At 59.5% G+C, this 18,157-nt stretch carries 13 protein-coding genes; 2 read left to right on the top strand and 11 right to left on the bottom strand.

Annotated features, from left to right (window positions below; translation table 11 throughout):
• Nucleotides 1–5: 5 nt before the first annotated feature.
• The 9 genes from iolE to NQ842_RS07185 form a co-directional block, all read right to left on the bottom strand.
• A complete protein-coding gene (gene iolE, locus NQ842_RS07225; protein WP_257256675.1) occupies nt 6–896 on the bottom strand; it encodes a myo-inosose-2 dehydratase in 891 nt (296 codons plus the stop codon).
• Between the two features lie 11 nt (nt 897–907).
• Complete coding sequence (gene iolC / locus NQ842_RS07220; RefSeq protein WP_257256674.1) at nt 908–2,812, bottom strand: 5-dehydro-2-deoxygluconokinase; 1,905 nt, start codon at nt 2,810–2,812, stop codon at nt 908–910.
• 12 nt (nt 2,813–2,824) lie between these two features.
• Nucleotides 2,825–3,958: a Gfo/Idh/MocA family protein gene (locus NQ842_RS07215; protein WP_125365402.1), complete on the bottom strand. Its 1,134-nt coding sequence runs from the start codon at nt 3,956–3,958 to the stop codon at nt 2,825–2,827.
• Between the two features lie 8 nt (nt 3,959–3,966).
• Nucleotides 3,967–4,995, bottom strand: a complete 1,029-nt coding sequence (locus NQ842_RS07210; protein WP_049005552.1) for an ABC transporter permease — start codon at nt 4,993–4,995, stop codon at nt 3,967–3,969.
• 11 nt (nt 4,996–5,006) lie between these two features.
• Nucleotides 5,007–6,554: a sugar ABC transporter ATP-binding protein gene (locus NQ842_RS07205; protein ID WP_029882255.1), complete on the bottom strand. Its 1,548-nt coding sequence runs from the start codon at nt 6,552–6,554 to the stop codon at nt 5,007–5,009.
• Between the two features lie 48 nt (nt 6,555–6,602).
• Entirely contained in the window at nt 6,603–7,532 is a 930-nt protein-coding gene (locus tag NQ842_RS07200; protein WP_013098256.1) for a sugar ABC transporter substrate-binding protein, read from the bottom strand.
• A gap of 31 nt (nt 7,533–7,563) precedes the next feature.
• A complete protein-coding gene (gene iolG / locus NQ842_RS07195) occupies nt 7,564–8,550 on the bottom strand; it encodes an inositol 2-dehydrogenase (protein ID WP_014832882.1) in 987 nt (328 codons plus the stop codon).
• Nucleotides 8,551–8,852: 302 nt separating this feature from the next.
• Nucleotides 8,853–10,778, bottom strand: a complete 1,926-nt coding sequence (gene iolD, locus NQ842_RS07190) for a 3D-(3,5/4)-trihydroxycyclohexane-1,2-dione acylhydrolase (decyclizing) (protein WP_257256673.1) — start codon at nt 10,776–10,778, stop codon at nt 8,853–8,855.
• An 11-nt stretch (nt 10,779–10,789) separates the two neighbouring features.
• Nucleotides 10,790–12,295, bottom strand: a complete 1,506-nt coding sequence (locus NQ842_RS07185) for a CoA-acylating methylmalonate-semialdehyde dehydrogenase (RefSeq protein ID WP_257256672.1) — start codon at nt 12,293–12,295, stop codon at nt 10,790–10,792.
• Nucleotides 12,296–12,587: 292 nt separating this feature from the next.
• On the opposite strand from NQ842_RS07185, the gene NQ842_RS07180 reads away from it, so the two are divergent.
• The gene (locus tag NQ842_RS07180) at nt 12,588–13,418 is read left to right on the top strand and encodes a MurR/RpiR family transcriptional regulator (protein WP_008502123.1); all 831 of its coding nucleotides are present in this window, start codon (nt 12,588–12,590) and stop codon (nt 13,416–13,418) included.
• A 56-nt stretch (nt 13,419–13,474) separates the two neighbouring features.
• On the opposite strand, the gene guaA is transcribed toward NQ842_RS07180, so the two are convergent.
• Together guaA and guaB are read right to left on the bottom strand one after the other, a co-directional pair.
• On the bottom strand, nt 13,475–15,052 hold the full coding sequence (guaA, locus tag NQ842_RS07175; protein WP_118283831.1) for a glutamine-hydrolyzing GMP synthase: 1,578 nt from the start codon (nt 15,050–15,052) through the stop codon (nt 13,475–13,477).
• A 67-nt stretch (nt 15,053–15,119) separates the two neighbouring features.
• Nucleotides 15,120–16,586 carry an IMP dehydrogenase gene (gene guaB, locus NQ842_RS07170; RefSeq protein ID WP_013098265.1) on the bottom strand — a complete coding sequence of 489 codons (1,467 nt, stop codon included), beginning with the start codon at nt 16,584–16,586 and terminating at the stop codon, nt 15,120–15,122.
• Nucleotides 16,587–16,745: 159 nt separating this feature from the next.
• Between guaB and xseA the strand changes: the two genes are divergently transcribed.
• Nucleotides 16,746–18,119 carry an exodeoxyribonuclease VII large subunit gene (gene xseA, locus NQ842_RS07165; RefSeq protein WP_257256671.1) on the top strand — a complete coding sequence of 458 codons (1,374 nt, stop codon included), beginning with the start codon at nt 16,746–16,748 and terminating at the stop codon, nt 18,117–18,119.
• The last annotated feature ends 38 nt before the right edge of the window (nt 18,120–18,157 follow it).

Genomic DNA, 18,157 nt, shown 5'->3' with positions numbered 1-18,157 from the left:
CCTCCTCAGATAAGCCCGGCGTCGCGCGCCAGGCGGCTCAGGTTGTTATACCCCAGACGGGCATAGGTCAGCGGATGGGCAATCGCCGGATCCTGCTCCGCCTCCACCACCAGCCAGCCGTGATAATCCTGCGCTTTCAGCAGCTGCATGATCGGCGGATAATCCACGCAACCGTCGCCCGGCACGGTAAATACGCCGCTCAGCACCGCATCGAGGAAGCTGGTTTTGCGGTTTTTGACATCCGCCAGCACGTCGGCACGCACGTCTTTGCAGTGAACGTGGTTGATGCGCGACGCCCAGCGCTGCGCCACCGCCAGCGGGTCGGCCCCGGCAAAGGTCAGGTGACCGGTGTCCAGCAGCAACCCGACCTCTTCGCCGGTATGGGTCATCAGGTTGTCCACGTCGTCGGCGGACTCAATTACCGTCCCCATATGGTGGTGATAGGCAATTTGCACGCCCTGCTGCTGGGTGTAGAGGGCAAATTCCGTGAGCTTCTCGCCATACTCCTTCCAGCGTGCCAGCGGGAAGCGCGGGCGCAGATGCACCGGCGTCTGCTGCTCGCCGTGAATGCAGCCGCTCACCTCCGCAAATACCAGCACTTTAGCCCCCAGCTCACGCAGCAGCGTCAGGTGGGACTGCACGGCAGCAATCTCCTCTTCCACGCTGCGCTCCAGCAGGCGACCGGAGTACCAGCCAGAGACCAGCTGCAGATCGTGGCGCTGCAAAATGGGGCCAAGCAGGCGCGCTTCACGCGGGAATTTGTTGCCCAGTTCGAAACCGGCAAAACCGGCCTCTTTCCCCTCGCTCAGACAGGTCTCCAGCGGCGTTTCGGCACCAAGGGAAGGCAGATCGTCGTTAGTCCATGTCAGCGGGTTAATGCCTAATTGCACACTCATTGTCGTCTCCATTATGCGTGTCCGCGCTCGCGCCACCAGGCGATAAGCTGCAGGTAATTGTCCCGGATGCGCGCCACCAGCTGCGCATCGTCGATATCGTGTTTCAGCCATGCGCGGGAAGCTTCGCCAAACAGCGTGCGCCCCACGGCAAATCCTTTCACCAGTTCGTGCCCTGCCGCGGCGTTAAACCCGGCACGCAGCTGCTCGGCAGGCGCATCCAGCCCAAGGATCACCACCCCACGGCAGTGCGGATCCCGACGCCGGATAATCTCGCTCAGTGCCGTCCAGCCATCGGATGTCAGCGGCGGCAATTTCCACCAGTCCGGGTAAATACCCAGGTTGTAAAAGCGGGAGATAGCGCGCAGATAAAGTTCATCGCTGCGCGGCATGCTGGCGGGCAATATCACCTCCAGCAGCAGCTCATGCCCGGACTGGCAGCAGGCGTGGTAGACCTCGGCAATTTTCTGCTCCTGCTCCAGGCGCAGGCCGTGGGCGTCTTCCGGGTGGAAAAAGACCAGGCACTTCACCACGTGCTCCTGCGGCCAGCTGATAAGCTGGGTGCCGATGTTGCCGTGCTCCATCTCCAGCGGACGGGAGCCCGGCAGCTCAATGGGCCGCCCGATCCACCACCCTTCGCCGGTAATGGCGTTAAGCGCGTCCTGACCAAACGTACCGTCACACAGCAGACCCGCTTTGCCTGCCAGCCCGGCACGGCTCGCCGCCTCGCGGCTGGCCTGCAGGATCAGCTGCTTGAGCGCCGGAATACGTTTGAGCGACGCCCCGCACTGCAGCGCCATATCTTCAAGCTGGCTGCGGTGATCGAACGCCATTACGCACAGCTCCGGCCATTCGCGGCGACGGGTGGTGACCCGGTGCAGATGGTTCAGACGCGGGTCGAGATCCGGGCGTGGAACGAGTGCGGCGCGCGAGAGATAGTCATCCAGCTCAGTTTTGCTCGGCATTGCCGGGGCGCAGCCGTGGCGCGAAACCACCAGCGCGCCGCAGGCGTTGGCATAGCGACATGCCTGTTCCCAGCCTTCATCGTTCAGGTAGCCGCGCAGCAGGCCGGACATAAACGCGTCCCCCGCGCCGAGGACGTTCAGCACCTCCACGCGCACGCCGGTCACCGTCAGGCCGTCATCCAGACGGGCCGGAATGGCACCGGTATAGACCGAACAGCCAAGCGCGCCGCGTTTGCAGACCAGCGTGGCCTGGCTCACGGCACGCACCTGCGCCAGCGCCTGCAGGGTGTCGGTGCTGCCGCCCGCAATGTGGAACTCCTCCTCGGTGCCGACAATGACGTCGAAGAGGTGCAGCACCTCCTGCAGCTCGCGGGTGACCTGATCGGCCGCGATAAAGCGTGTTTCGCCGTCGCCTAAGGAGGTCAGCCCCCACAGCACCGGGCGGTAATCAATGTCCAGCACCGTGCGTACGCCGTGACGGCGGGCGTAACCCAGCGCCGTCAGCACCGCCTCGCGGGTCTGGGGATGAGAAAGGTGAGTCCCGGTGATGGCAAGACACCGTGCGGAGGCGATGTAGTTTTCGTCCACATCGCTGGCCGTAATGGCCATATCCGCGCAGTTATCGCGATAAAAAATCAGAGGAAAGGTGTCCCGGTCTTTAATGCCGAGTAGCACCAGCGCCGTGAGGCGTGTTTTATCGGTGATCAGATGGCTGGTATCACAGCCCACCTGATTTAGCTCTTCGCGCAGGAACCGGCCCATATGCTCGTCGCCCACGCGCGCCAGCATCGACGAACGCAGCCCCTGGCGCGCCGTGCCGTACGCCACGTTGCCGGACGAGCCGCCGAGATATTTGGCAAAGCTCGACACATCCTCCAGCCGCGCACCAATCTGCTGACTGTAGAGGTCTACCGCCACGCGGCCCATGCATATCACATCAAACTGCTTTTCCACGTTGATACCTCTTCAGACAATATCATTCACGTTCAGCCAGCGGCCTTGCTGGTGTGAGAGTGCGATCGCGTCCAGCACGCGCGAGACCTTCCAGCCCTCTTCAAAGTCCGGCCACATCGGTGCGTCGGCGGCAATGCCATCCACCAGGTCACGCACTTCCACCGTTTTTTGATCGTTAAAGCCAATACCGTGGCCTGCCCCCATACAGAACGCGCCGTAGTCCGGGTGTGCCGGGCCGACCAGCAGCGTGCGGAACCCCTGACGGTTGACCGGATCGTCATGCAGATAGAGCTTCAGCTCGGCCATGCGCTCCTGAGTGAAGCTAATGGCGCCCTTCGTCCCGGTGATCACATACGACAGCCCCATCTTGCGGCCGCAGGCGACGCGGGAGGTTTCAATCACACCCTGCGCCCCGCCCGCGAAACGTACCATCGCGTGGGCCTGATCCTCGTTTTCGACGGCAATCATCTCCGACGACCCGGCCTTTGCCGGACGTGCCGGGACCACAATCTTCAGGTCGCCGCAAACCTGCTCAATCTCCCCCACCAGGTACTGCGCCATATTGACGATATGCGCCGCCAGATCGCCCAGCGCCCCCAGCCCGGCAGTCTCTTTGAAGCAGTGCCAGTGAATGGGCGAAAGCGGGTCAGCCATATAGTCTTCGTTGTGGGTGCCGTAGAAGTGGATCACCTCGCCTATTTCGCCGCGGGCGATAATCTCTTTCGCCAGCTGCGCCGTCGGGTTTTTCATGTAGTTGAACCCCACCAGGGTTTTCACCCCTGCCCGCTTCGCGGCCTCCACCATCTCACGCGCATCGGGGGCGTTCAGCGCCAGCGGTTTTTCCGAGTAAACGTGCTTGCCGTGACGGATCGCCTCCAGCGCCATCTCTTTATGCAGATGGTTGGGCGAGCAAATATCCACCACATCAATGGCCGGGTCGGCCACCAGCGCCCGCCAGTCTCCGGTTGACCGGTTAAAGCCAAACGCCTGCGCGCGCTCTGCCGCCAGCGTCGGGTTCACCTCGGCCACCATCTCACGCACCAGCTTGCCGCGCAGGTTGAACACCGTCGGGGCCTGGGCATAGGCGATGGCATGCGCCTTGCCGATATACCCGGTGCCAATCAATCCAATACGAACCTCTTTCATCGTGATCCTCACAGTGCGCCGCGACGGCTCTTGGCGTAGGTGTCAAACGCCACCGCCAGAACGATAATTAACCCGGTGATAATCTGCTGGTAGTAAGCCGAGACGTTCATCAGCACCAGGCCGTTAATCAGAATGCCCATAATGATGGAGCCGATAATGGTGCCGCCGATGCGTCCGTAGCCGCCCATCAGCGAGGTGCCGCCAATCACCACCGAGGCAATGACGCGCAGCTCAAAGGAGATCCCGGCCACCGCCTCGGCGCTCCCCAGACGCGCGCTCAGGATGAAGCCCGCCAGCCCCGCCAGACAGCCAATCAGCACATAGACGCTGACCAGCACACGCTTGACGTTCACCCCCGCCAGTCGCGCCGCCTCCGGGTTGCCGCCGATGGCGTAGACGAAGCGCCCCCAGCGGGTTTTGTGCAGCGCCAGATAACCGCCAATGGCAACGATGGCGAAGATCCAGATCGGAATGGAGATACCGAGCAGCTCGCCGCGCCCCCACCAGCGGTAGCCCTGATCGAAACCGGCGATTGGCGCGCCGTCGTTAATCACCAGGGTCAGGCCGCGCCAGATGGTCATCCCCCCGAGGGTGACGATGAACGGCGGCAGGCGCAGGCGGGTGACGCCCAGGCCGTGCAGGAAGCCAATCGCCGTGCCCATCGCCAGACAAATCCCCAGCCCTATCAGCCAGCTCATGCCGCCCCAGGCGTTCGGGTCGACGGTGGTAAAGTTGTCGCCTTTAATCACGTACGCCGCGGTCATGGCGCACACCGCCAGAATGGATCCGACGGAGAGGTCGATCCCGGCGGTCAGGATGACGAAGGTCATCCCCACGGCCATGATCCCGTAGATGGAGACTTCGGTCAGGATGTTGAAAATGTTGCGTTCAGAGAAAAAATTGCTGTTCTGCGACTGGAAGAAGATCAGCAGCAGGATCATGAAAATCAGCACCCCAAAGCGCTCGAAGAAGGCAATGGGATCGATGCGTCCGGCGCGTTTGACCGGGGCCTGCGTTTTAGAAATCATCTGCGTCATGAGAAACTCCGTTATGCCGCGTTCAGGGCGTTGTGGTTGATGGCCATCATCGTCATCAGCCGCTCTTCGTTGGCATCATCGCCGTGGATCTCGCCGGTGACCCGGCCTTCGCTCAGGGTGATGATCCGGTCGGACACCGCCATCACTTCAGGCAGATCGGAGGAGATCACAATCACCGCCACGCCCTTTTTCGCCATGTCAAACAGCACCTGGTGCACTTCTGATTTGGTCCCCACGTCGATGCCACGCGTTGGCTCATCGACGATCAGCACCCGCGGGTTGAGCGCCATGCAGCGCGCGAGGATCACTTTTTGCTGGTTACCGCCGGAGAGCTTGCGCACCTCCTGCGCGCTGTTGACCATTTTGATCTGCAGCGCCTGGCGGTAGGACTCAATCAGATCGTCTTCTTTGCGGGTATTGACGAACCAGCGCCAGTGCAGCAGTGACGAAAGGCAGGAGAGCGACAGGTTGTCGCGAATCGACAGCCCCAGCACCGCCCCCTCTTTTTTGCGATCTTCCGGCACCAGCGCCACGCCCTGATCGAGGGCATACAGCGGGTCGCGCGGCTGGTACGGCACGCCGTCCAGCTCAAAGCTGCCAGAAGTAAAGGCGTCTGCGCCAAACAGGCAGCGGGCCACTTCGGTGCGTCCTGCACCCACCAGTCCGGCGATACCCAGCACCTCACCCGCGTGGACATGGAAGCTGATGTCATGCAGGGCAATACCGTGCGGATCCAGCGGCGGCTTTTCGCGGCTCAGCCCCTTCACGGCCAGACGGATGGGTTTATCCTCATGATGGGTTTCGCTGGCGGGACGGCGGTTAAACGCCACGTCGCGCCCGACCATCAGGCGGATCAGCTGCTCTACGTTCGTTTCTGCCACCGCGCCGGTGCCGGTGAAACGGCCATCCTGAAAAACGGTGAAACGGTCGCAGAGCTGGAAAACTTCATGCAGGCGATGTGTTACATAGATAATGCTCACGCCGCGGTTTTTAAGCTCCCGCACCACGCGGTGCAGGCTTTCCACCTCGCTGTCGCTCAGCGCGGCGGAAGGTTCGTCCATAATGATTAAGCGGGCGTTGAGGGTCAGCGCCCGGGCGATCTCCACCATCTGCTGCTGGGCGACGCTCAGGCGGGCGACAGGCGTGGTCGGCGCAACGTTCAGCTGCAGGTAATCGAGAATGACCTGCGCCTCCTGGTTTACCGCTTTTTCATCGACGATCAGGTTCCGCTTGCGCGGCTCGCGCCCCAGGAACATGTTTTCCGCGACGGTCATGTTGGGCAGCAGGTTAAATTCCTGATAGATGGTAATAATGCCCTTGTTCTGTCGTTCCACCGGGGAGTCATCTACCGGCAGCGTTTCGCCGTTGAACCAGATCTCCCCGCGCGTTTGCGGCTGCGCGCCCGCAAGCGCCTTCAGCAGCGTGGATTTTCCCGCCCCGTTTTCCCCCAGCAGGGCGTGGATTTCTCCCGGCCCGACGGTCAACTGGGCATTGCTCAGCGCCCAGACGCCGGAAAAGCTTTTCGCCAGCTCGGTCACTTTCAGTAAGGGTTGCGACATCAGTCTGCTCCTCCTCATGATGAGCCGCCAAAGGCGGCTCGGGACATGTTAGTTACCGGCCTCACCGATACGCTCAGCCTGCTGCAGGTTCTCTTTGGTGATAAGCGTTGGCGGGTAGTCCGCGCCAGTGATGGCTTTCTTCTCACGCACGTTGGCCACCAGCTGGCTCATTGCCGTTTGCACCGCAAAGCCCGGGCGCTGATCCGCAGTCACCGCCAGCCAGCCGTCACGCACGCGGGCCAGCGCTTCAGGAACCGCATCAAAGCCGGTCACCAGGATTTCACCGGGCTTCACGCCCTGGCTCTGCAGGGCTTCAATCGCGCCCAGCGCCATATCGTCGTTGGCGGAGAGGATCACCTGCGGGCGTTTCGGCAGTGACGGCAGAACGCTTTCTACAATGCGCATCCCTTCAGAACGCATCCAGTTGCCGGTCTGATCGGCGACGATCTTGTATTTATCGCCACCCGCTTTCAGGCTGTCGCGGATCCCTTTGGTGCGTTCGATGTTGGAAGAGGAGCCCGGCTGACCGGTGAGCAGAATGATCTCTGCCCCGTCGGGGAATTTGCTTTTCACGAAGTCGCCAATCGCCTGGCCGCCTTTATAGTTGTTGGCGCCAAAGTGCGGCACTTTCTTCTGGCTGTCGACGGAGCGGTCGAGCGTGACCACCGGCAGCTTCGCATCCTGAATTTCATCCACCGCGCTGGAGACCGCGTTCACGTCGTTCGGGGAGACGATGAACCCCTGCGCTCCACGGGTGATGGCGTTTTCCAGGTCAGCCACCTGTTTTGGTGAACTGCCCTGCCCGTCCAGCACCTGCAACTTTACGCCCATCTCTTTTGCGGCTTTCACCGCCGTGCGCTGCATGTGCACTTCAAACGGCATCGCCAGGTTTGGCGTACTGAAAACAATTTGCTCGTTTTCGGCGAGGGCGGCCCCGGACGTCATGGCGATGAGGGCGGCTAAGATCAGCTTTTTCATTATTATGTCTCTCTGTGTAGGGTGGTTGTGTTTAGAGGACGATCTCGCGCTGGCTACGCAGCGACTCCAGCGCTTTATCCGCGAGGTACAGCGCACGTTCACCATCATCGCCGCTGCAGTCAGGCACCGCTTCGCCGCGCAATACCGCAACAAAGTGTTCCCATTCCGCGGCGTAAGCGGATTTGTAGCGCTGCAGGAAGAAGTGTTCCGGCAGCGCGCTGGTGCAACCCTGTTTGCCGTAGTGCTGCACCTGATTTTCAAGAATATTGCCCGCGCAGAGCAGCCCTTCAGAGCCGTGCAGCTCCAGGCGCTGGTCGTAGCCATACGAGGAGCGGCGGCTGTTGACGATGGTCGCCATTGCGCCGGAGGCATATTTCAGAACGATAAATGCGGTGTCGATGTCCCCCGCCTCGCCAATCGCCGGATCCACCAGGTTACTGCCCTGGGCATACACTGACACCGGCTCTTCACCCATGATGAAGCGCGCCATATCAAAATCGTGAATGGTCATATCGCGGAACATGCCGCCAGAGACGCGGACATACTCCGCCGGTGGTGGAGACGGATCGCGGGAGATGATCAGCAGCGATTCCGGTTTGCCGATACGCCCGGCCTGCGCATCGGTTTTCACGCGGCGGAACTGCGGGTCAAAGCGACGGTTAAAGCCGATGAACAGCGGCACGTCGTACTCTTTGACCACTTTCAGGCAGTCACGCACGCGGGCGAGGTCGAGGTGTACCGGTTTTTCACAGAAGATGGCTTTGCCATGACGGGCGGCCATTTCAATCAGGTCCGCATGGGTATCGGTCGCCGAGGCGATCAGCACGGCATGAACGTCTGGGTCGGTCATCGCCTCAACCAGGCTCTGCTGGCGGGCCTGATACTGCGTGGCGAGACGGGTGGCAAATTCCTGATTCGGGTCAACCACGGACCAGAGCGTGGTCGCGCTGTGGCTGGCGATGTTAGCTGCATGTACCTGGCCAATTCGGCCAGCGCCCAGTAAAGCAATGTTAAACATAACGGCTCCCGGTGTTGGTGAATGCTGTGAACTAACGACCCTTTAAATAAAACATTTATTTCATTTTTATAAATAGTGAAAATTATGTTTTTGAGTGCGGGTTAACACTTTTGAGATGAATGAGATAAATTTTGTTATCAATCTCACAACATGAAAGAGAGGACCACTTCCCCTCACCCCAGCCCTCTCCCCGTGGGAGAGGGAGTAAAAATCGTACCGTTCCGTCCCCTCTCCCGGTGGGAGAGGGTTAGGGTGAGGGAAAACAGGAAAATGAAATGAAAATTTCGTTACGGCGGGAAATCTTAATACTGACGTGCTTTTTTCACCTGCGCCTGCGTCTGCGCTGCGGCTTCGCGCACGGCAGGAGACGCCGCTACCTGCGCATCGCCGGTTCGCCACCATGAGGCGTAATCGTGGGTCATGGTTTTCGGCAGCACTTTGATGTCCAACAGCGTCGGGCCTGGATGGGCGCGGGACGCCTCCAGCGCCGCCAGCAGGCTTTGCTCATCATCTACCCGCCACGCGCGACAGCCGTAGCTTTCCGCGTTTTGTGCGAAATCGACCTTCACCAGCGGCCCGTCAAGCTGCCCGGTCTGCGGGTTACGGTGGCGGTTTTCCGTGCCGAAGCTTCCCATTCCATGCCCCATCTGCAGGTTATTAATGCAGCCAAAACTGGCGTTATCAAACAGCAGAACGGTGATTTTAATGCCCTCCTGCACCGCGGTTTGCAGCTCGGAGTGCAGCATCATGTAGGAGCCATCCCCCACCATGGCGTAAACCGGTTGCCCGGGTCGGGCAAGCTTCGCGCCAAGCGCCGCCGCAATCTCGTAACCCATGCAGGAGTAACCGTACTCCAGATGATAGGTATCAGGCGTTTTGACCTGCCAGAGGCGCTGTAAATCTCCCGGCAGCGAACCGGCTGCGCCCACCACGATGGCGTTATCTTCAACATGCTGATTAATCAGCCCCAGCACCCGCGTCTGGGTCAGGCGGGTGTTGAGCGTCTCGCCATATTCCGTCAGCTGGGCATCAAGATGGCCCGCCACTTCCGGTGCCTCATCCGGGCGCCACTGGCGATCCCAGAGACGGCGGCACTCGTCGTGCCAGGCGGCTTTCGCCTGCGCAATCTCCTCTCCCCAGCCGCTGCGATACTCCCTGAGCGAGTGGGTTAAGGCCTGCAGTCCGGTCCGGGCATCGGCAATCAGCGCGGTGGCGTCGAGCTTCAGGGCGTCAAACTCGGCCACGTTGAGCAGCAGAAATTCGACATCCGGGTGGGAGAAGAGCGCCTTGGAGCCGGTAGTAAAATCGGTAAGACGTGTCCCTACGCCAATCACTAAATCGGCCTGCGGCGCAAGCTGGTTGGCGGCCATTCCGCCCGTCACGCCCACGCCACCCATATTAAGTGGGTGGTCACTTACCAGCGCCCCTTTTCCGGCCTGGGTTTCGGCAAACGGCAGCTGTAGCGTCTCGACAAATTCGCGCAACGCCTCATGCGCGCCGGAGTAGCGTACGCCACCGCCGCACACCACCAGCGGACGGCGTTTGCGCGCAACTAACGCCTGCGCCTGCGCCAGACGCTGCGGATCGGGCGGTCGACGCTCGATGTGATGCACGCGACGCGCGAAGAAGCTCAGCGGGTAATCCCAGGCTTCGCCCTGCACGTCCTGCGGCAGGCAAAGGGTTACTGCACCGGTATCTGCGGGGTCAGTGAGCGTTCGCATCGCATTTAACATCGCGCTCATTAACTGCTCCGGGCGATTGATGCGGTCCCAGTAGCGGGAGACCGGGCGGAAGCAGTCGTTGGTGCTGATACTGAGATCGTGGTACTGCTCGATCTGCTGCAGCACCGGGTCCGGCTGGCGGCTGGCGTAGATATCCCCCGGCAGCAGCAGCAACGGAATACGGTTCGCCGTGGCGGTCGCCGCCGCGGTGATCATATTGGCGGCGCCCGGCCCGACGGAGGAGGTCACGGCGAAAATGCGCTGACGGCGATGCTGTTTGGCGAATCCCGTCGCCATGTGGGCGATGCCCTGCTCATTACAGCCCTGCATTACCTGCAGATGGCCCGGATCTTGTTCCAGCGCCTGGCCGATGCCCAGCACGTTGCCATGACCAAAAATGGTCGCCACACCCTCCACGAAGGGCGTTTCAATGCCATCAATGCTGACGTACTGTTGATTAAGGAACCGGACCAGCGCCTGGGCCATGGTCATACGTTCGGTTTGCATAAAACCTCCTGTCAGCCCAGCGTCGGCATGGAGAACGCAGCGCCTGTCTCCTGCTGCATTTCCGGCCAGCGTGCGGTGACGGTTTTCATTCGGGTGTAGAACCGCACGCCGTCGTTACCGTGAACGTTGAGCGCGCCAAAAATCGAGCGCTTCCAGCCGCCGAAACTGTGGAACGCCATCGGCACCGGGATCGGCACATTAACCCCCACCATGCCCGCCTGCACCTCTTCGCAGAAGCGGCGCGCGCAGCCGCCGTCGCGGGTGAAAATGGCTGAACCATTACCATATTCATGGCGGTTAATCAGATCCACCGCGCTGGCGTAATCTGCTACGCGCACCACAGAAAGCACCGGGCCGAAAATTTCTTCCTTATAGATGGTCATCTCCGGGGTGACATTATCGAACAGCGTCGGCCCGACAAAATAGCCCTTCTCGTGACCCTGCACGCTAAAGCCGCGGCCGTCCACGCGCAGTTTCGCTCCCTGCGCTTCCCCGCTGTCGATATAGCCCAGCACCTTGCTGCGGTGCGCGGAGGAGATAAGCGGCCCCATTTCGTTTTCTGGCGTCTGGTCCAGCCCTGGCCCAACACGCAGCGCGGCAATCTGTTTTTCCAGACGGGCGCAGAGGTCATCGGCGGTGTTATCGCCCACCGCCAGTACCACTGAAAGCGCCATACAGCGTTCCCCCGCCGCGCCGTAGGCCGCGCCCATGATGGCGTTGGTCGCCATCTCCATGTCGGCATCCGGCATCAGAATGCAGTGGTTTTTCGCCCCACCCAGCGCCTGACAGCGTTTGCCGTGGGCGGACGCGGTCTGGTAGATGTATTCCGCAATCGGCGTGGAGCCAACAAAGCTCACGGCCTGCACGCGCGGGTCGGTCAGGAGCACATCAACGGATTCTTTATCCCCCTGCACCACGTTAAACACGCCGTCCGGCAGGCCGGCCTCTTTCAGCAGTTTTGCCAGCGCGAGCGCCAGAGAGGGATCTTTTTCTGACGGTTTCAGCACGAAGGTATTGCCGGTTGCCAGCGCAATCGGGAACATCCACATCGGCACCATTGCCGGGAAGTTAAACGGCGTGATCCCGACGCAGACGCCGAGCGGCTGCATCAGCGAGTGGCTGTCCACACCGGTGCCCACGTTGGCAGAGTGTTCACCCTTTTGCAGATGCGGAATGCCACAGGCGAACTCCACCACTTCCAGGCCACGGGTCAGCTCGCCTACCGCGTCGGAGAAGACTTTGCCGTGCTCTTCACTGATAAGACGGGCCAGCCGTTCCATATTCTCTTCCAGCAGCGCTTTGAAGCGGAACATCACGCGCGCGCGCTTAAGCGGAGCATGACGTGCCCACGCCGGGAACGCCTGCTGCGCGGCGGCAATCGCCTGCTCCGTTTCCTGGGCCGTACTCATCACCACCTGGCGGATCTGCTCGCCAGTGGCCGGGTTGAAGATCGCCTGAACGCGCTGGCCTGAACCGGTGACACATTCGCCGTGAATAAAATTCGCTACCGTCTCCATCCTTAACCTCTCGCTGTTGATACGTGACTGTTACCTGAACACTGTGTACTGAACACTATATATGAAACAAATATTCCATTTTAAGTTGAAATAAAATAAATGATGATTATTGTGATCAAAGATGGATTTTTATGTTAACAGCCAACAACACTGACGCAGCGTGCGCTATTAAGGATTTTCAGGCGATGAAATGAGTGAAGTTTCTGTTTCATTTTTGCTGCCAGATGGATGGCCAACATTTAAAAGACGCGGTTTTGCGTTTAGAATCATTAGACTGTATTTGGGGGATAACATGACGACAGCAACCAGCCTGAACGAACTGCAGCAGCAAATCCGCGATCGCTACGATAGCCTGAGCAAGAGGCTGCAGCAGGTCTCCCGCTATGTACTGGATAATACGAACAGTGTGGCGTTTGATACGGTTGCGGTCATTGCCGAGCGTGCCGATGTGCCGCCCTCGACGCTGATCCGTTTTGCCAATGCCTTTGACTTCACCGGCTTCAACGAGATGAAACAGCTGTTTCGTATGAACCTGGTGGAGGAGACCGCCAGCTACAGCGATCGTGCGCGGCTGTTCCGCGAAATGGAGAGCGAAGCCGTGCCGGAAACGCCGCTCGATATCCTGCAGGAGTTCGCCCGCTCGAACGCACAGGCCCTGCAACAGCTGGCCGCTCGCGCCGAACCGGAGATGCTGGAGCGCGCCGTGCAGCTGCTGGCCGACGCGGACACCATCTACATCGCCGGACTGCGCCGCTCCTTTAGCGTCGCTGCTTATCTCACCTATGCTTTAAGCCACCTGGAGTGCCGCCCGATTCTGCTCGACGGCATGGGCGGCATGCTGCGTGAGCAGATCAGCCGCATTAAGGCGCGAGACATCGTGGTGTCGATCAGCTTCTCGCCGTACGCGGAAGAGACGGTGATGGTTAGCGAAACTGCCGCCAGCGTCGGCGCGCGGCAGATTGTGATTACGGACAGCCAGATTAGCCCACTGGCGACGTTTAGCGATCTCTGCTTTGTGGTGAAAGAGGCGCAGGTGGATGCGTTTCGATCTCAGTCGGCAACGCTGTGTCTGGTGCAGTCGCTGGTGGTGGCGCTGGCGTATAGGTTGGGTGAAGGTAAGTAAGGAAATAAAAAACCCCCTGCACAGGCAGAGGGTTTTGATGTTAACTCAGAGCGGGATTATTCCCACTCAATCGTAGCCGGTGGCTTACCGCTGATGTCATACACCACGCGGGAAATACCGTTCACTTCGTTGATGATGCGGTTAGACACACGGCCTAAGAAGTCATACGGCAGGTGCGCCCAGTGCGCGGTCATGAAGTCGATGGTTTCCACCGCACGCAGGGAAACAACCCAGTCGTACTTGCGGCCATCGCCCATCACGCCAACGGAGCGAACCGGCAGGAACACGGTGAACGCCTGGCTCACTTTGTTATACAGGTCAGCTTTGTGCAGCTCTTCGATGAAGATAGCATCCGCGCGACGCAGCAGGTCGCAGTACTCTTTCTTCACTTCGCCCAGCACGCGCACGCCCAGACCCGGACCCGGGAACGGGTGACGGTAGAGCATGTCGTACGGCAGACCCAGTTCCAGACCGATCTTACGCACTTCGTCTTTGAACAGCTCACGCAGCGGTTCAACCAGACCCATCTTCATCTCTTTCGGCAGGCCGCCCACGTTGTGGTGAGATTTGATGACGTGTGCTTTACCGGTGGCGGAGGCCGCAGATTCGATCACGTCAGGGTAGATGGTGCCCTGCGCCAGCCATTTTACGTCGTCCAGCTTCAGCGCTTCTTCGTCGAACACTTCCACGAAGACGCGGCCAATGATCTTACGTTTGGCTTCCGGATCGTTCTCGCCTTTCAGCGCGTCCAGGAAGCGCTGTTCGCCTTCCACGTGAACGATGTTCAGACCGAAGTGGTCGCCGAACATGTCCATGACCTGCTTGGCTTCATTCAGACGCAGCAGACCGTTGTCCACGAATACGCAGGTCAGGTTTTTACCGATAGCGCGGTGCAGCAGCATCGCGGTTACGGAGGAGTCTACGCCACCGGACAGGCCGAGAATGACTTTGTCATCGCCAACCTGCTGACGGATACGCTCAACGGCGTCGTCGATGATTTTAGCCGGTGTCCACAGGGCTTCACACTGGCAGATATCGCGCACGAAGCGCTCCAGCATGCGCATCCCCTGACGGGTGTGAGTCACTTCCGGGTGGAACTGCACGCCGTAGAAGCGTTTCTCTTCGTTCGCCATAATCGCGAACGGGCAGCTTTCGGTGCTGGCAACGGTCACGAAGTCGGACGGGATAGCGGTCACTTTATCGCCGTGGCTCATCCACACGTCCAGCAGCGGTTTGCCGTCTGCAGTCAGGGAGTCTTCGATACCGCGCACCAGCGCGCTGTCGTTCACCACTTCGACCTGTGCGTAGCCAAACTCACGCTCGTTAGAGCCTTCAACGTGGCCGCCCAGCTGCATTGCCATGGTCTGCATACCGTAGCAAACGCCGAACACCGGTACACCCGCTTCGAACACGTACTGTGGTGCGCGCGGGCTGTTATCTTCGGTGGTGCTTTCCGGGCCGCCGGAGAGGATGATGCCGCTTGGATTGAATTCGCGAATCTGTGCTTCCGTGACATCCCACGCCCACAGTTCACAGTAAACGCCCAGTTCACGCACGCGACGCGCCACCAGCTGAGTGTACTGAGAACCAAAGTCCAGGATGAGAATGCGATGTTTATGAATGTTTTCCGTCATTGACGCTAATTCCGAGGCAAGTGAAACAAAAACAGAGCGCCCGGCATGAGCCGGGCGCGGAAACTTATCAGGAGCCCAGACGGTAGTTCGGGGACTCTTTGGTGATCGTCACGTCGTGAACGTGGCTCTCCTGGATACCCGCACCGCTGATGCGTACGAATTCCGCTTTAGTACGCAGCAGGTCAATGGTACCACAGCCGGTCAGACCCATACAGGAGCGCAGACCGCCCATCTGCTGGTGAATGATCTCTTTCAGACGGCCTTTGTAGGCAACGCGCCCTTCGATACCTTCCGGCACCAGTTTGTCAGCAGCGTTATCGGTCTGGAAGTAACGGTCAGAAGAACCTTTGGACATCGCGCCCAGAGAGCCCATACCGCGGTAAGATTTGTAAGAACGGCCCTGGTAGAGTTCGATTTCACCCGGGGATTCTTCAGTCCCTGCCAGCATGGAGCCAACCATCACCGCAGAAGCACCTGCGGCGATCGCTTTAGCGATGTCGCCAGAGAAGCGGATACCGCCGTCTGCGATGACCGGAATACCGGTGCCTTCCAGCGCTTCAACAGCGTCGGAAACCGCAGTGATCTGCGGAACACCTACGCCGGTCACGATACGGGTTGTACAGATAGAGCCTGGGCCGATACCCACTTTCACCGCGCTGCAACCTGCGTCAGCCAGCGCGCGAGCACCTGCGCCCGTCGCCACGTTACCGCCGATGATCTGCAGATCAGGATATTTCGCACGGGTGTCGCGAATACGTTGCAGAACGCCTTCGGAGTGGCCGTGGGAGGAGTCAATCAGCAGTACGTCAACGCCTGCGGCAACCAGCGCATCAACACGCTCTTCGTTACCGGCACCTGCGCCAACTGCAGCGCCAACGCGCAGACGGCCATGCTCGTCTTTACAGGCGTTAGGTTTACGTTCTGCTTTCTGGAAATCTTTAACGGTGATCATACCGCGCAGATGGAAGTTCGCATCCACAACCAGCGCTTTCTCAACGCGTTTTTCGTGCATTTTTGCGAACACGACATCACGCGCTTCACCTTCACGCACGGTCACCAGACGCTCTTTTGGCGTCATATATACGCTAACCGGCTGGTTCAGGTCGGTCACGAAACGCACGTCACGGCCAGTGATGATACCCACCAGCTCGTTTTCTTCAGTCACCACCGGGTAACCGGCGAAGCCGTTACGTTCGGTCAGGGCTTTCACTTCGTGCAGGGTGGTGGTAGGCAGAACGGTCTGTGGATCGGATACGATGCCGGATTCATGCTTCTTCACGCGGCGAACTTCTTCCGCCTGACGCTCGATAGACATGTTTTTGTGAATAAAGCCAATGCCACCTTCCTGTGCCAGGGCAATTGCCAGGCGCGCTTCAGTCACGGTGTCCATTGCCGCAGAGAGCATAGGAATGTTCAGGCGAATGGTTTTCGTCAACTGCGTGCTGAGATCGGCAGTATTCGGCAGAACGGTGGAATGAGCGGGAACGAGGAGGACGTCGTCAAACGTCAGTGCTTCTTTAGCGATACGTAGCATGGGCAATATCTCTGACCTGGGTGGTTAAATATTGCCGTGGCATTATACAGAGCGTAACCGATTGCATCCACACTTTTTTATAAAAAAACCTTGCACTCCCCTCTCAGCAGGTTACTATCGACTGAATAACTTGCTGATTTAGAATTTGATCCCGCTCACATGTTATCCTCTCAATCCCCCTCAATTTATACTGTCAGCCGCCTGAATCAGACGGTGCGTTTGCTGCTTGAGCTGGAAATGGGGCAGGTCTGGATCAGCGGTGAGATCTCTAACTTCACGCAGCCAGCCTCCGGCCACTGGTACTTTACGTTAAAAGACGACACCGCCCAGGTGCGCTGCGCCATGTTCCGTAACAGCAACCGTCGCGTGACGTTTCGTCCTCAGCATGGTCAGCAGGTGCTGGTGCGCGCCAATATCACGCTCTATGAACCGCGCGGCGACTACCAGATTATCGTCGAGAGCATGCAACCTGCGGGCGAAGGCTTACTTCAGCAGAAGTATGAACAGCTAAAAGCCGCGCTCTCGCAAGAGGGGTTGTTCGATCAGCAGTATAAAAAGCCCCTGCCCTCACCCGCTCACTGCGTTGGTGTAATCACCTCGAAAACCGGTGCCGCGCTGCACGATATTTTGCATGTCCTCAAGCGTCGCGATCCTTCCCTGCCCGTTATCATCTACCCGACCGCTGTTCAGGGTGACGATGCGCCAGGCCAGATTGTGCGTGCCATTGCGCTGGCGAACGCGCGGCAGGAGTGCGACGTATTAATCGTTGGGCGTGGCGGCGGCTCGCTGGAAGATTTGTGGAGCTTTAACGACGAGCGCGTGGCGCGGGCGATTTTCGCCAGCGTTATTCCCGTAGTGAGCGCGGTCGGGCATGAAACGGATGTGACGATAGCCGATTTCGTTGCGGATTTACGCGCACCTACGCCGTCCGCAGCGGCGGAAGTGGTGAGCCGCAATCAGCTGGAGCTGCTGCGTCAGTTGCAGAACGGCCAGCAGCGTCTGGAGATGGCGATGGACTACTTCCTCGCGAATCGTACCCGCCGCTTTACCCAGCTTCATCACCGCCTGCAGCAGCAGCATCCACAGCTTCGCCTTGCGCGTCAGCAGACCGTGCTGGAGCGTCTGCGCCAGCGCATGAACGTCGCGCTGGATAATCAGCTCAAGCGCGTGATGACGCGTCAGCAGCGCGTGACGCAGCGCCTGAACCAGCAAAACCCGCAGCCGAAAATTTACCGTGCGCAAACGCGCATTCAGCAGCTGGAGTATCGTCTGGCAGAAACTGTACGGGCACGACTTAGCACCACCCGCGAACGCTTTGGCAATGCGGTGACCCATCTTGAAGCGGTTAGTCCACTTTCCACCCTGGCGCGCGGGTATAGCGTAACCACCGCCACTGACGGCAAAGTACTGAAGCAAACCAAACAGGTGAATGCCGGTGACATGCTGACGACGCGTCTGTCAGACGGCTGGGTGGAAAGCGAAGTGAAATCAATTAAACCGGTGAAAAAGCCCCGTCAGCGCAAAAGCGGATAATTCTTCGCCGGTTACTTACTATACTGCTGCTATTCCCT

It is taken from the genome of Enterobacter cloacae complex sp. R_G8, assembly GCF_024599795.1.
Classification (GTDB): domain Bacteria; phylum Pseudomonadota; class Gammaproteobacteria; order Enterobacterales; family Enterobacteriaceae; genus Enterobacter; species Enterobacter dissolvens.
The sequence above is the reverse complement of the archived record's forward strand: the minus strand, read 5'-3'. Positions and strand labels throughout refer to the sequence as shown.